We start from the raw sequence: 14,813 nt of genomic DNA on the forward strand, positions 1-14,813 counted from the left end.
TAGTGGAGACAGTACGGAGCGTCGATTCAGGGAGCCGCAGCTCGACTGGATACGATGGAGATTTATGGTACTGGATGGGTTAGACTAGCGAACCCATCCAGCACGATGGGTCTGCGGTAGGAAATTAAACGCGCTCGTAGCTCAGCCGGATAGAGTAGTGGCTTCCGAAGCCATTGGTCGGGGGTTCGAATCCCTCCGGGCGCGCCATCTTCCCCTGATCCCGTCTGCCCTTGCAGACCCCGTCTCCCAGCAGGACGCCCCCCAGCAACACCCCAGCTCCCAGAGCCCCACCGCCCAGCGCTTCAGCCGGCGGCACAGCGCCATGGCCGCTCGTCAGCGCGAGCCTCCGCGCGCCCGCCCCGGTCACCCGAGCCCATGCAGCGCCCGCCGCTCAGGGCCCTTCTCGACCTCGTACATGTTGAACAACTGCGTCGCATCCCGCGACCAGCCCTCTTCCAGCCAGCGCCACGTCGCCGCATCCACCCGCGGCAGCTTCCGTTCCAGGTAGTAGACCCGGCTGCCATCACCCGAGAAGCACCCGTCCAGCAGCTGCCAGCGCGCGCGATCCACCCCGGGCAGCGGCTTCCCGTCGCAGTAGACGTGGCTGTCATCAACGGCGTACAGCGGGTCCTCTGCCACCCCCTGCAGCAGGTCGCCACGCAGGCAGTGCTTCATCCGCCTGCCGCAATGCCAGCCGCCCTGGTCATCGGCCCCGTAGCCGCCACCGAGATCGCGGAACGTCGTGCAGTCCGCCCCGGCCAGCGCCTTCAGCGAGGTCTCGTACTCGAAGTAGACGGCATGGTCGTCCAGCCAGTATTCGCCACACTGGCGAAAGCTGTCGCGGTCGATGGAGGTCTGCCGGGTCCACGCGTGGTAGACCGCGTGCGCATCGCGCCCGATGAAGAAGTGCGCCGGAATGAACTCGAAGCTCGCTGCATCGGCCTTGCGCAGCAGCCGGCCCTGGTGGAACACCTGGCCCTCGTCGATGCGCCAGAATTCGATGCGAAACGGACCGAGGAAACGCTGGTCCGGCTGGTCGCTGATCTTCTGCCATGGCATGGTGTGAGGCTCTGCCGGTGGTGAGGACGCTAGCGCTGGCAGCCGAGCGTGGGCTCGGCTCTACGCCGGATCAGGCGGCAACGCCGGGCATGGCCCGGCGCTACCGTGGGGCACAGATCAGTACTTGCCGTCGAAGGCGAAGATCGGCTTGCGCTGCTTCCATGCACCGGCGGTGAAATCCGGGAACTCCAGCGTCTGGAAGCCGTTGGCGATCGACTGCTCGGACAGCGGCGTGATCGCGCTCCAGGTCACCGCGTCATAGATGTCGATGGGCATCGGTGCCTTGGCCTTCAGCGCTTCCACGAAGGCGTGGATGACGAACCAGTCCATGCCGCCATGGCCGGCGCTGGCCGCGGTGGCGGCGTTCTGCTTCCACAGCGGGTGTTCGTACTGGTCCTGGTAGGTCTTGAACTCTTCCCACTGGTGCGGCGGGCTGCGGCCTTCGATGTGGATCGAATGGTTCACGTCCATCCACAGGCCCTTGGTGCCCTGCACGCGGAAGCCCATCGAGTACGGGCGCGGCAGCGAGGTGTCGTGCTGCAGCAGGATGGTCTCGCCGTTCTCGCAGGCCAGCGTGGTGGTCACGATGTCACCCAGCTTGAATGTGACCTTGGTGCTTGGGTGGGTGGTGCCACCGCTCTTGGCCACGGTGTAGTCGTGCAGGCCGCGCGCCTTGGTGGCGAACGCGTTGATGTGGGTGAAGCGGTTGCCGCGGTTGATGCCGGTGTACATCGCGCACGGGCCGATGCCATGGCTGGGGTACAGCTCGCCGTTGCGCTGCACCGAATGCTCGGTGCGCCAGCGCGCTTCGCTCCAGCCCTTGGGGCCGAATTCCACGCCGCTGTCGTAGGGCTGGTTGGGATCGCCGGAATTGAACTTCACCCCGCGCAGGTCGTGCTGGTAGCCGGCCTGCAGGTGCACCAGTTCGCCGAACAGCCCCTGGCGCACCATCTGCAGCGCGGCCATCACGTCGCGGCGGTAGCAGACGTTTTCCAGCAGCATGTACGGCGTGCCGGTGTTGAGCTGGGTCTTCAGCACGTCCCAGTGGTCCTGCAGGGTGATGCCGGCCACCACTTCGCAGCCGACGGCCACGCCGGCCTGCATCGCGGCAATCGCCATCGGTGCGTGGTATTCCCACGGCGTGGCGATGACCACGCCATCGATGCCCTTCTGTTCCAGCAGGCGCTTCCACGCGTTGGTGTCGCGGTCCTGGCCGTAGGTCTTCGGCGCGGCCTTGCCGGCCTTGGCCACCATGTCCACGGCGCGGCCCAGCATGATCGGCTCGATGTCGCACAGCGCGACCACCTCCACATCATCCCGGCGCACCAGCTCCTTCAGCAGCACCAGGCCGCGCATGCCGGTACCGATGAGGGCCAGGCGCACCTTGCGCCCTGCCGCCCAGGCAGGGATCTGCGGCAGCAGGCTGCTGGCGGCGACGGCGGCACTGGCCGCGATGAATTCCCTACGCTTCATGGCAAACACTCTCCTCTTGAAGGTGCGCCGGCCACGACCGGCGCACCAGGGTCACACGAACGGAATTACTTGAACCGGTAGCCGACGGTCACACTGTAGCCGCGGCCGAAGATGGTGGCGTAGTCGCTGGAATCGCCCAGGAAGCTGTTCGGATCGTAGAACGGCAGGCGATCGAACAGGTTCTTGACCGTGAAGCTGAGGTTCCAGGCGTCATCCGGGCGCCAGGTGACGCTCAGGTTGGCGGTCCACCACGACGGCGCGCCATCACACTTGCTGGCCTCCAGCGCAAGGAAGCCGGCGGTGCAGGTGTCCTTGTTGTTGTCCACTTCGTCCACGCGGTCGCGGGCCCACTTGGTGCCGCCCACGTAGTTGACGAACATGCTGGTGGTGACCTGCTTGTAGGTCCAGTCGGCGTTGAGCGTGGCGCGCAGGCGCGGGTTGTTGTAGTAGCCCACCACGTCGCCGTAGTACCAGCCGCTTTCGTCATCCATGTAGTAGCGGTTGCGGTTGGCGATGGTGGCAGCCAGGCCCACGTTCAGCCCGCCCCATTCACCCAGCGAGAAGCGGCTGCGTGCATCCACGTCGAAGCCGTCGACCAGGGTCTTGCCGCGGTTCTTGTACTGGCCCACCACGCTGGCCACGTTGCCCACGCTGTAGCCGGGCAGCACGGCCGGGCAGCTCACGCCGCTGGCCGGGTCGGCGCACATCGCCGCCAGCTGGGCCAGGTTGGCGCGGTCGGCGTCGGTGATCGGCGAACGGCTGGAGGAGATGATGTCGGTCTCGCGGCTGAAATCCGGGGCGACGATCTCGTTGTTGCGGTAGATGAACCAGTAATCGGCCGACACCGACAGCCAGCTGGCCGGCTCGTAGACGAAGCCCAGGGTGGCGATCTTGGCCTTTTCCGGCTTCAGGTCCTGGTTGGGCTGGGTCATGCGGGCGACGGTGCGGCTGCAGTCGACGTTGGCCAGGCTCTTGCCCAGGTCCACGTCACCGGCACGCTGCGACTGCCGCAGCAGGTCGGCGATGGCGTTGGTCTCGGCGCAGCGCACCTCGTCGCGGTAACCGCCCAGCTGGGCGAACACACCGCCACTGCCCGACTCGGCCAGGCTGGGCGCGCGGAAGCCGGTGGAATAGGTGCCGCGCAGCATCAGCTGGTCGAAGGCCTGGTACTTGAAGCCGATTTTCGGCGCGACATTGGCGCTGAAGTTCGGGTACTTGTCCACGCGCACCGCCGCATCCAGTTCCAGCTTGTCGGTGATCGGCGCCACGGTTTCGGCGAACAGCGCATAGGTGTTGCGCGCACCGTCGAACCACGAACCACCCTGCTGGGTGATCAGGCCGGCGGCGGCATCGGGGTTGCCCGGGGTGTAGAAGGTCTCGCGGCTGGCATTGAAGCCGAAGGCCGCGCGCATCTCGCCGGCGGGCAGCTGGAACAGCGGGCCTTCGATCTTGCCGTCCAGGGTGTGCAGGCGGGTCCAGGACTGGATGTCGAAGGTCGGGAAGGCTTCGCGGATCAGCGCAGCGTTGGCCTCGCTGATCTCACCGAACTTGTACGCAGGGTGGTCGGAAATGATGACCCGGCCGGTACCCGGGTCCACCGAGTACGGGCCAAAGGCCTTCTCGAAGCCCTTCAGGTTGACGTTGATGGTCTGGTAGGTGGTGGAGTGCGTGCCCGCGGTGGCGAAGGCGGTTTCCCAGTTCCAGTCACCCACGTTGCCACGCGCACCGGTCAGCACGCGGTAGCTCTGGTCGGTGTTGCGCTGGCCGAAGTAGTTGGCGCCGGCATCCTGCAGCAGGTACTGCAGGCCGACCACGCCGCCCATCATCGCCTTCAGTTCGGGGCTGGCGTGGTTGTACTCGTTGTTCGGGCCCAGGTACGGGTACAGGAACTGGTTGACCGAGGTGCCGGTATCACGCGAGAACCAGCTGGTCGGGTTGCCGGTGGTGGTGCCGTAGGTGCGCGGCGTGCCGCCGTTGGCGCGCAGGTCGATGTCGGTGTAGGTGGCCTCGGCGAAGATCTCGGTGTTGTCGCCCACCAGGAAGGTGCCGTTGAGGTAGGCGGTGTTGCGCTCGGACTTGGCGCCGGCATCGATCTCGTTGTTCATCCACGTTTCCCAGACGCAGCTGGGGCCGGCGGCCTGGCCCTGCAGCACGTTCTGGCAGCCCGGTGCGGCTTCCTGCACGCGGCGGCCGGTCACCGGATCGAAGGCGAAATACGTGCCCGGGTTGAACTGGCCCGGCTTGCTGCCCACGCCCAGGCGCAGGTTGGTCAGGTAATTGGGGTTGTTGACGTAGTACTGGCTGGGGCGCTTGTCGTAGAAATCGCTGAGCGGAATCGCGTCGCGGCGGTACATGTTCACCGCGGCGTAGACGTTGAAGCGGTTCTCGGTGAGGTCACCGAAGCCGGCGGTGATGCTCGCCTGGCGTTCGCCGTAGGAATCGATGCGCGAGGAGGTGTCGTTGGTGAAGTTGATCTCCGCGCCCTGGAAATTGCGCTTGGTGATCACGTTGATGACGCCGGCCACGGCGTCGGTGCCGTACACCGCCGAGGCGCCGTCGGTCAGCACTTCCATGCGTTCGATGGCTGCCGCCGGGATCGCATCGATGTTGACGAACTGGGTCTGGAAGCCCGCCGGTGCGCCGTAGTACGAGAGGCGGCGGCCGTTCAGCAGCACCAGCGTGCCCTGTGCGCCGAGGCCACGCAGGTTGGCCTGCGAGGCGCCGTCCGAACCGGTGAACAGCGAGCGCGAATCCTGCTGCGCGGGCCGCGCGGCCGGCAGGTTGTCCAGCACCTGCAGCAGCGTGCGCGCACCCATGTTCTGGATGTCCTGCTTGCTGATCACCTGCACCGGCGATGCGGTTTCAACGTCGGTACGGCGGATGTTGGAGCCGGTGACCTCGATGCGGGCCAGGTCGGTGGCGTTGTCCTTGCTGTCCTGGGCGGCAGCAGGCAGGGCGATCGACAGCAACACGCCGGCGATGGCCAGCGACAGCGGAGCGATCGAGCGACAGGGGGGACGGGGGTGGCGTGCGGGCAACATCGGGGTTCTCTCCTGGCAGGGGTGCGGCGCGGGTGGGCGGCGCGAAAGCGATTGGCGGGCAAAACGCTCCCGGGCCACGGCTCGAAAGCCGTAGTCGGAATGGGCGGGGGGAGGAGCGGTGTTACGTGGGGGTCATGGGGCGACGATGCTGGCGGAGTCGCCCTCCTGGCCGATCAGCACGGCGTTGGCCCAGTTGGCGCAGACCTGGGCGGGTTGGCTGCCCTGCGCACCCAGCGTGCGCAGGCTCAGGGCGGAAAGACCACGGATGTCCAGCTCGGGCTTGACCACGCCGGGTGCCTTCACCAGGCCGCTGTCGTACAGCAGGCGGCCATCGCCCCAGACCTGGAACTGCAGGCCACCGGCGGCGCGGCAGGCGTCGTCGATGCCGAGATCGGCGCGCAGCAGGTTCCAGCCGCCCTGCAGGCGCAGGTCGATGCGGCTGTTGCCGGCCACGCCCAGGCCACGGCGGAACTGCAGGCCGTTCATGCGCAGGCCGGCGTCGCCACGGAAGGACTGGTCGGCGCGCACCTGGCTGGCCAGCGCGGCCGGCACCGGCAGCTCGGAGAGATACTGCTGCCGGGCCGGTCGCTCCGGTTCCTGGTGCTCAAGGATGTGGAAGGTGGACAGCGCGATCGGGCCGACATCGCGCGGCTGCAGTGCATCGAATGCGCGGGCGCTGCCCTGTGCGGCGGTGACCATCGGATCGGTGCTGCTGGCGCCGTCGCCTTCAGGGTTCTGCACGCTCAGCACGCGGAAGCGCAGCAGGCGGCCGGCATGGGCCGGGAAGTCGATGCGCTGCACACCTTCCTTCAGCTGCAGGCGGCCACGCGCGATGGGTTCGCCCCACTCGCCATTGCTGTCGCCCAGGTAGACCTCGTAGTCGCGCACCTGGCCGTGCTTCCAGTTCTTGTCGTTGCGCGGCGCGATCTCGATGCCGTCGATCATCTTGCGCTCGCCGAAGCCGACCACCCACTCATGCGCACCGGTACGCACGGCCTGGTTGCGCACGCTGCGGAACCAGGTGCCGGGGTCATCATCGAAGGCGTTTTCCAGTGCATGGCCCGGTTCTTCGGCCGGACGATTGACCACCAGCAGGCTGTCGGCCGGCAGTTCGCGGCCCAGCACCGGTGCGGCCGGGAAGGCATCGTCGGCGGCTGCAGCGGCCACGGCGAAATCCAGCTGCAGCTGCAGCGGCTGGCGGATGTCCTGCGTGGCGGTACGCACATGCAGGGTGCCACGGCGTTCCTTCGCATCGAAGTACCAGCCTTCGCTGGCGCTGTTGAACGCCGCCGCATCGGCCAGCGCCGGCAGCGCGCGGCCAGCGGCCTGCACCGCGCGCGGCGCCTGCCGGCTGAGCACGCGCAGGCCATATCGGCGCTGTGCCAGCTGGCCGTTGTAGCTGCCCTGCACCGCGTCGATCTGCACCTGCACCGGGCCGCTGCCCTGCGCCGGGGCCTGCACGCGCACCACCTGCGTGCTCGATTCGCCCTTCTGGTAGCGGCGCGTGGTGCCGTCGTCTTCGTACAGCGTGTACTGCGCTTCGCCCTGCGGGTAGAGGTCGAAGGTCACTTCATCGAGGGGCTTCTCGCCGTCGAACAGCATCGACGGATACATCGGCAGGATGGCACCGGCGCGCACGAACACCGGCAGCGTGGCCAGGTCCACCTGGCGGTCGAGCTGGCGTCCCTCGGCCCCGGCCTGCACGCGGCGGCCATCCCAGTAGTCGATCCAGCCGCCGGCCGGCAGGTGGATGTCGCGGCGCCAGCCACGGCTGGCGGCCTGGCTGCGGTACACCGGCGCCACCAGCAGGTCGCGGCCAAGCAGGAACTGGTACTTGTAGGTTTCATCCTGCGCATGCGGGTCGCGCGGGTTGTCCCACATCAGGCCGCGTACCGGCGGTGCACCGGTCTGCGCGGCCTCGTGCACCAGCCCGTACATGTACGGGGTCAGGCGCATCTTCAACTTCAGGTAATCGCGGTTGATGCTGCGGTAGGGCTCGTCGTACCACCACGGGTGCTTGCGCGCGTTCGACGACCAGCCGCTCATGCCCATCAGCACCGGGGTGAACGCTTTCCACTGCAGGTCGCGGGTGAAGGTCTCGGCGCTGCCGCCGAAGATCGCATCGACGTCGCCGCTGGCGTAGGCCATGCCGGACAGGCCCGAGCCGACCAGGGTCGGCACGTGCCAGCGGATGTAATCCCAGCTGCTGCTCTGGTCGCCGGTCCAGGCCACCGCGTAGCGCTGGATGCCGGCCCAGCCCATCACCGTCCACAGGAACGGGCGCGAATCGGAGTTGTCGAGGATGCCGTTGAAGGCCTGGCGGTTGGCATCCATCGCGAACTGATAGCCCTTGCCGGTCCAGGCCACGTCCAGCTTCTGCACCCGGCTGCCGGCCTTGCCCACTTCCCAGGCGATCTTGTCGACGCCGTTCTCGGTCCACAGGCCGGTGCGGAAGCCATATTTCGCCAAGCCCTGCACTGTCTCGGGCAGCTTCTGGTAGCCGCAGCCGTAGCCGTCGTTGGGCAGGATCCAGCCGCCGGGCATGTCATGTTCGCGGTACTGCTTGGCCACGCTGTCGATCACATCCGGCGTGGTGCCGGTCGGGCCGTCGCTCCAGCCTTCGGGCACGGTGCCGGGCTTCCGGCTGTTGTCGGCGTCGTTGTAGCAGTCGGCATCGCCGTAGGAGAGCGCCCAGCGCGCGACCATGTTCGGGCGGCCGGTCAGCTGGGTGTAGCGTTCGATCAGCTTCGGCAGGTCGGCACCGACGAAGTAGTAGGCGTCGAAGCGGTCTTCGCGGTGCAGCAGGGTGGCCTGGTCAGGCTGGCGCAGGTCGTAGCTGCCATCGCTCCAGGTGTTGCGCAGCATGCCCCAGCCACGGCTGCTGAGCAGCATCGGCGCCGGACTCGGGCGATCGCCTTCTTCCCAGCCGCCGGAGTAGGACACCTCCAGCTCGCGGCCCTTGAACTGGTAGCGGCCGTTCTGCTGGCCGCCTCCGAAGTAGCCTTCATCGGCCTGCGAGGAGAGCACCTGCACGCTCTGCGTGGCATCCAGGTCCAGCGGCTGCAGTTCCTGCCACAGCGCAGTGGGCTGGCCGTTGTCCAGGCGCTCCAGGCGCAGGCGCAGCGGCTGCCGCTGCACGTGCAGCACCAGCGCGTCGGTACGCACGCGGATTTCCTGCGCATCTTCTTCCAGCTGCGCCCGCACATTCGCCTTGGGCTGCGGCAGCACGATCGGCGCGGCCTTGTCGCCGGCCCCGGTCAGCGTGCCCTTGCGCCCGGCCTGCACGCGCAGGATGTCCGCGGCCGGCAGTTCGATGCGGATGCGCGCGCCGCTGTCGGTCTGCAGGTCCCAGCCGTGCACGCCGTCGCGGCTGTCACTGGCGCTGACCGAACGCAGGTTGCCGACCGGCTCGGCCTGGGCCGATGTCGCTGCCAGCATCATGGCGGGCAACAGGGCCAGCAGCAGCGGCGAGCGACGAATGCGGTTCTCCACACGAACTCCCAACCCGTTTACCGGGCGTTTCGAAAGCAGTTGCGGCCGACTCTAGGGCAGGGATTCGAAAGATGTCAATAAACTGAAAGGAAAAAGGAAGATATATTTGGTAGAAACGAAAGTTGTTGCGTCGCAATACTTTGTGTAAGCGCTTGCAATCCCCTGTTAAGCATTGTGCGATACGGCATTAGGCCGGTTCTTGCGTTTCTGGATATGTGTATTCCCGGGCAAGCTGCGTCAAGCCATTTCTTTCTTTTTACTTTCGATGTTTGACATTTCGAAAGAAAACACTGATGGTGCGCTGGCCCAACTGGAACCTCCGAATGGACGTCACCCTGCTTTCCGATGTGTCCGCCTGGCAGCGCCGGGGCGGAGCCGATACCGCTACCGAAATCGCCCAGCAGCCGGCGCTGTGGGAAGCCCTTGCGCAGGACCTGTCGCGTGCCCGCGACCGCCTGCAGGCCTTCCTCGGCGACAGCCTCAACGATCCCAACCAGCGCGTGCTGTTCACCGGCGCAGGCAGCTCCGGCTTCATCGCCGAAATGGTGGCCGATGCGATCAACGCGCAGTGGCCGGCCGAGGTGCGCGTGGTGCATACCACCAGCCTGCTGACCCACCCGGCGCTGTACCTGCAGCGCGACCGCCCCACCCTGCTGGTGTCGTTCGGCCGCAGCGGCTCCAGCCCGGAAAGCGTGGCTGCGGTCGACCGCGTGCGCGCCGACGTGGCCGACGCCCGTTTCCTCGATATCACCTGCAATGCCGACGGCGAGCTGGCCCGCCGTGGTGCCGGCCGCAGCGATACCTGCACCCTGCTGATGCCTTCGGCCAGCTGCGACCGTGCCTTTGCCATGACCAGCAGCCTGACCTGCATGCTGCTGGCTGCGCTGACCGTATTCGACCGCTCGCCGTGGGAGGCGCGCAGCGCACGCCTGAAGCAGATTGCCGCGCTGGGCCGCGAAGGCCTGGCGCAATGGGATGCGCCGGTGGCGGCACTGGCGCATCGCCCGTTCAACCGGGTGATCTACCTGGCCAGCGGACCGCTGGAAGCGCTGGCCCGCGAGTGCGCGCTGAAGGTGCTGGAGCTGACCGCCGGCCGCGTGCTGGCGCTGGCCAACACCCCGCTCGGCTTCCGCCACGGTCCCAAGTCCACGCTGGATGGCGACACCCTGGTGGTGGTGCTGCGCAGCGTGCAGCCGCTGGCACGCCGCTACGAGCAGGACCTGCTGGAAGAACTGCGCCGCGACGGCGTGGCCGGGCAAGTGCTGGCGATCGGCCCGCATGCGGATATCGGCGCGGACGACGAGTACACGCTGGCCGTGCCGGCACTGGACGACCCGTGGCTGGCGCCGGTGTGGCTGGGCTTTGCCCAGTTGTTCGCGCTGCAGCGCTCGGCCGCGCTGGGCCTGACCCCGGACAATCCGTTCCCCGACGGCACCGTCAACCGCGTCGTCCAGGGCGTCACCATCCACCATGGCTGAGCTGATCGCCCACGCCTGCTACGGCATCGACATCGGCGGCACCAAGATCGAGCTGGTGGCGTGCGATGCGGCGATGCAGGTCACCTGGCGACGCCGCGTGGCGACGCCGCAGGGCGACTACGCCGGTTTCCTGCAGGCCGTCGTTGCACTGGTGGCCGAGGCCGATGCCACGCTGGGGCGCAGTGACGCCGCCATCGGCATCGCCCTGCCCGGCGTGCGCGACCGCCGCAGCGGCCGCCAGCTCAGCGCGAACGTGCCGGCGCTGACCGGCCAGTGCGTCGCCCACGACCTGCAGGCCCGCCTGCAGCGTCCGCTGCACTTCGGCAATGACCTGCAGTGCTTTGCGTTGTCCGAGGCGCACGGTGGCGCCGCCGATGGCTACCCCAGCATGTTCGGCGCCATCCTCGGCACCGGTGCCGGTGGTGGCTTCTGCCTGCAGGGCCGCCTGCTGACCGGCTTCAACGGCCTGGCCGGCGAATGGGGCCACTGGAGCGTGCCCGGCCATCTGCTGCAGCGCCACGGTCTGCCCCTGCTGGACTGCGGCTGCGGCCTGCAGGGCTGCGTGGAGCGCTACGTGTCCGGCAGCGGCGTGGCGATGATCGAACGCCATCTTGGCGGCAGCGCGCGCGATGCCAGCGCGGTGATCGCCCTGGCCGAGGCCGGCGATGCACGCGCCCGCCAGGCACTGGACATCCACCGCGACCTGCTCGGCCACAGCCTGGCCGCGCTGGTGCTGGCGCTGGACCCGCACGTGATCGTGCTCGGCGGCGGCCTTTCGCAGTACGCGCCGCTGTACCAGCTGCTGCCCGCCGCCGTTGCCGCGCATCTGTTCGCTGGCGCGCAGGTGCCGCCCATTGTGCCGCCGCGCTTCGGCGATGCCGGTGGTGCGCGCGGTGCTGCGCTGCTGGCCTGCCAACCCTCGTTTTCCTGATCGACCGGAGCCTGACCATGTCCCCACTGCAGACCCTGCTTGCCTCCCACCGTGCCGGTGCCAACGTCGGCCTGTACAGCGTCTGCTGCAGCAACGAACAAGTGCTGCGCGCGGCCATGCATGTGGCGCTGGCGCACGGCACCGTGCTGCTGGTCGAAGCCACGTCCAACCAGGTCGACCAGTTTGGCGGCTACACCGGCATGACCCCGCCGCAGTACCGCGATTACGTCGGCACCCTCGCCGATGAAGAAGGCTTCCCGCGCGAGCGGCTGATCCTCGGTGGCGACCACCTTGGCCCGAACGCCTGGCAGAAGCGCCCGGCCGCCGAAGCCATGACCCATGCGCGCGTGCTGATCGAGGCCTACGTGGCCGCCGGCTTCCACAAGATCCACCTGGACTGCAGCATGTCCTGCGCCGACGACCCGGTGCCGCTGCCCGATGCGATCGTCGCCGCACGTTCGGCCGAGTTGGCCGAGATCGCCGAGCGCACCGCCGCCGGGCACGGCCTGCCGCCGCCGGTCTATGTCATTGGCACCGAAGTGCCGGTGCCCGGTGGCGAAGCCTCGCTGGCCGGCGGCCTGCAGGTGACCACGCCGGCGGCCGCCGCGCAGACGCTGGCCATCCACCAGCACGCCTTCGATACGCCGCAGCTGCGCGATGCGTGGCAGCGGGTGATCGCGATGGTGGTGCAGCCGGGCGTGGATTTCGACCACAGCAGCGTGCACGAGTACGACCCCGCGGCAGCCGATGCGCTGGCCGGTTTCCTCGAACAGCAGCCGCGCATCGTGTTCGAAGCGCATTCCACCGATTACCAGCGCGAAAGCGGCCTGCACGCGCTGGTGCGCGACCACTTCGCCATCCTCAAGGTGGGCCCGGCGGCGACCTTCGCCTACCGCGAGGCGCTGTTCGCGCTGGCCGCCATCGAAGCCGACCTGCTGCCAGCCGCGCAGTGTTCGCGCCTGCCGCTGGTACTGGATGAAGTGATGCAGGCGCAGCCGAAGTACTGGCAGCCCTACTACCAGGGCGACGAAGCCGAACTGCGCCTGCTGCGCCGTTTCTCCTTCAGCGACCGCTGCCGCTACTACTGGGGCGAACCCGCATTGCTGCAGGCGGTGCAGACCCTGTTCGCCAACCTGGAACGGCAGGCGCCGCCGCTGGTGCTGCTCAGCCAGTACCTGCCCGAGCAGTACCGCGCCGTGCGCGAGGGCCGCCTGGCCAACACCCCCAGCGCGCTGGTGCAGCACCGCATCGGCCAGTGCCTGGGCGAGTACGCCCGCGCCTGCAGCGCCAACCAGGCGGGTACCCGCAAGCAGAACGCAAGTTCGGCTGCCTCCGTTCTTGCGAACGGCTAATCTCTACCTTTCCTGACGAAACCGAGAGATGGCCATGCGCAACACCCGCTCCCGCCGGCAACAGATCCTGCAGCTGCTGATCGAGCATGGCTCGGTGCAGGTGGCCGATCTGGTCGAGCGCTTCGGCGTGTCGGCGGTGACCATCCGTGCCGACCTCACCCACTTCGAGGCGCAGGGCCTGGCCACCCGCACCCACGGCGGTGCCACCCTGGTGCGCACGCCGCCGCAGGAACAGGACATCCACGAGAAGGATGCGCTGAACCTGCCGCTGAAGGAGTCCATCGGCACTGCCGCCGCACGGCTGGTGCAGGCCGGCGACAACATCATCATCGACTCCGGCTCGACCACGATGACCCTGGCCCGCCACCTGCGCGGCCACCGCGACGTGACGGTGATGACCAATGGCCTGAACATCGCCTGGGAACTGGCCAACGCGCCGGGCATCACCGTGCTCCTCACCGGTGGCCTGCTGCGCCAGCAGTCGCTTTCGCTGCAGGGCAGCCAGGCCGAGGCCAGCCTCAACTCCTACAGCTTCGACACCCTGTTCCTGGGCGTGGATGGCCTGGACCTGCAGTTCGGCCTGACCACCCACGACGAAGCCGAAGCCCGCCTCAACCACCGCATGGTCGAGCGCGCGCGCCGCATCGTGGTGCTCACCGACGCCTCCAAGTTCGGCCGCGTCAGCCTGCACCGCATCGCGCTCCTCGACCAGATCCACGCCATCATCACCGACGCCGGCATCGACGATGCCACCCGCGAGGGGCTGCAGCGGCTGGGCATCGAAGTGATCATCGCCGAGACACCGCCATGACCGACACCCGCTCCCTGCACGGCCGCATCCTCACCCCGCTGGGCTGGCGCCGTGGCCATGTCCAGTTCGATTCGCACGTGCGCCAGCTGCAGGTGGATGACCACAGTGGCGCCGACGATCTGCAGCTGCCGGTGATCCTGCCCGGCTTCATCGACCTGCACGTGCACGGCGCGGCCGGCGTGGACCTGATGCAGGGCGGCGAGGTGGCCCGCACCATCGCCCGCACCCACCTTCGCTTCGGTACCACCACCCTGCTGGCGACCACCATGACCGCTGGCCTGGACGAGATCGAGCATGCGCTGCAGGGCGTGGCCGCTGCGATGACGGCGCCGGATGCCGAGGCCGCCACGATCGCCGGCGTGCATCTGGAAGGCCCCTTCATCAGCCCGCAGCGGCTGGGCGCGCAGCCCAACCGCACGATCGAGGCAACGCTGGCGCTGGTGCAGCAGCTGCACGCGCTGGCGCCGATCCGGGTGATGACGCTGGCGCCGGAGATCGGCGAGCACACTGCGCTGATTCCCGCGCTGTCGGCGATGGGCATCCGCGTGCAGCTGGGCCACAGTGCCGGCACCTATGAGGAAGGCGTGGCCGCGCTGCAGGCCGGCGCGTCCGGCTTCACCCACCTGTTCAATGGCATGACCGGCGTCGACCATTACCGCCCGGGCATTGCCGCCGCCGCACTGGCGCATGCGCAGTACGCGGAGATCATTCCCGACCTGCAGCACATCCACCCCGGCGTGATCCGCCTGGCCGCGCGCGCGATTCCGCGCCTGTACGCGGTGACCGATGCCACCGCGGCCACCGGCATGCCCGATGGCGAATACGCGCTGGGCGAACAGCGCGTGCACAAGTGCGGCGGCTGCGTGCGCCTGGCCACCGGTTCGCTGGCCGGCAGTGCGCTGACCATGGACCAGGCGCTGCGCAACCTGGTGCAGGTGGGCCTGGACCTGGCCGATGCCTCGCAGCGCGTCTCCACCTTCCCCGCCGCGTACCTCGGCCTGGACGATCGCGGCCGCATCGCGCCCGACGCCCGCGCCGACCTGGTGGTGCTGGACGCCGCACTGCGCCTGCAGCAGGTGGTGGTGGGTGGGCATGTTGTCGATCTGAACGCTGCACACGCCTGATGCACGCCGTGCGGCGGGAACGCCGCATTGAAACGCCGCCGGGCACGTCCCG

General features: G+C 68.2%; 9 protein-coding genes and 1 tRNA gene. 6 read left to right on the top strand and 4 right to left on the bottom strand.

The annotated features are described in order from the left end of the window. The first annotated feature begins 130 nt into the window (after positions 1 to 130). A tRNA-Arg gene (locus tag QMZ26_RS02305) sits at positions 131 to 207 on the top strand. A 156-nt stretch (positions 208 to 363) separates the two neighbouring features. Here the strand turns inward: QMZ26_RS02305 and QMZ26_RS02310 are convergent. The 4 genes from QMZ26_RS02310 to QMZ26_RS02325 form a co-directional block, all read right to left on the bottom strand. Continuing rightward, positions 364 to 1,059 carry a DKNYY domain-containing protein gene (locus QMZ26_RS02310; protein WP_283220439.1) on the bottom strand — a complete coding sequence of 232 codons (696 nt, stop codon included), beginning with the start codon at positions 1,057 to 1,059 and terminating at the stop codon, positions 364 to 366. A 117-nt stretch (positions 1,060 to 1,176) separates the two neighbouring features. Further along, positions 1,177 to 2,532, bottom strand: a complete 1,356-nt coding sequence (locus QMZ26_RS02315; RefSeq protein ID WP_283220440.1) for a Gfo/Idh/MocA family oxidoreductase — start codon at positions 2,530 to 2,532, stop codon at positions 1,177 to 1,179. A 65-nt stretch (positions 2,533 to 2,597) separates the two neighbouring features. Next, the gene (locus QMZ26_RS02320) at positions 2,598 to 5,573 is read right to left on the bottom strand and encodes a TonB-dependent receptor (protein WP_283220441.1); all 2,976 of its coding nucleotides are present in this window, start codon (positions 5,571 to 5,573) and stop codon (positions 2,598 to 2,600) included. A 132-nt stretch (positions 5,574 to 5,705) separates the two neighbouring features. Further along, on the bottom strand, positions 5,706 to 9,065 hold the full coding sequence (locus QMZ26_RS02325) for a TIM-barrel domain-containing protein (protein ID WP_283220442.1): 3,360 nt from the start codon (positions 9,063 to 9,065) through the stop codon (positions 5,706 to 5,708). 323 nt (positions 9,066 to 9,388) lie between these two features. Between QMZ26_RS02325 and QMZ26_RS02330 the strand changes: the two genes are divergently transcribed. From QMZ26_RS02330 to nagA, 5 genes are read left to right on the top strand one after another with little or no spacing between them, the layout of a single operon-like run. Further along, the gene (locus QMZ26_RS02330; protein WP_283220443.1) at positions 9,389 to 10,543 is read left to right on the top strand and encodes an SIS domain-containing protein; all 1,155 of its coding nucleotides are present in this window, start codon (positions 9,389 to 9,391) and stop codon (positions 10,541 to 10,543) included. After that, positions 10,536 to 11,474 (top strand): ROK family protein, encoded by a 939-nt coding sequence (locus QMZ26_RS02335; protein WP_283220444.1) that lies wholly within the window; start codon positions 10,536 to 10,538, stop codon positions 11,472 to 11,474. The genes QMZ26_RS02330 and QMZ26_RS02335 overlap by 8 nt, the downstream gene beginning before the upstream one ends. Before the next feature lie 17 nt (positions 11,475 to 11,491). Then, positions 11,492 to 12,826 (top strand): D-tagatose-bisphosphate aldolase, class II, non-catalytic subunit, encoded by a 1,335-nt coding sequence (locus QMZ26_RS02340; protein ID WP_283220445.1) that lies wholly within the window; start codon positions 11,492 to 11,494, stop codon positions 12,824 to 12,826. A 34-nt stretch (positions 12,827 to 12,860) separates the two neighbouring features. Beyond that, positions 12,861 to 13,637 carry a DeoR family transcriptional regulator gene (locus QMZ26_RS02345; RefSeq protein ID WP_079225420.1) on the top strand — a complete coding sequence of 259 codons (777 nt, stop codon included), beginning with the start codon at positions 12,861 to 12,863 and terminating at the stop codon, positions 13,635 to 13,637. Beyond that, a complete protein-coding gene (gene nagA / locus QMZ26_RS02350; RefSeq protein WP_283220446.1) occupies positions 13,634 to 14,761 on the top strand; it encodes an N-acetylglucosamine-6-phosphate deacetylase in 1,128 nt (375 codons plus the stop codon). The genes QMZ26_RS02345 and nagA overlap by 4 nt, the downstream gene beginning before the upstream one ends. Positions 14,762 to 14,813 lie beyond the last annotated feature (52 nt).

Origin of the sequence: Stenotrophomonas sp. PFBMAA-4 (genome assembly GCF_030053215.1) — a bacterium.
GTDB lineage: Bacteria > Pseudomonadota > Gammaproteobacteria > Xanthomonadales > Xanthomonadaceae > Stenotrophomonas.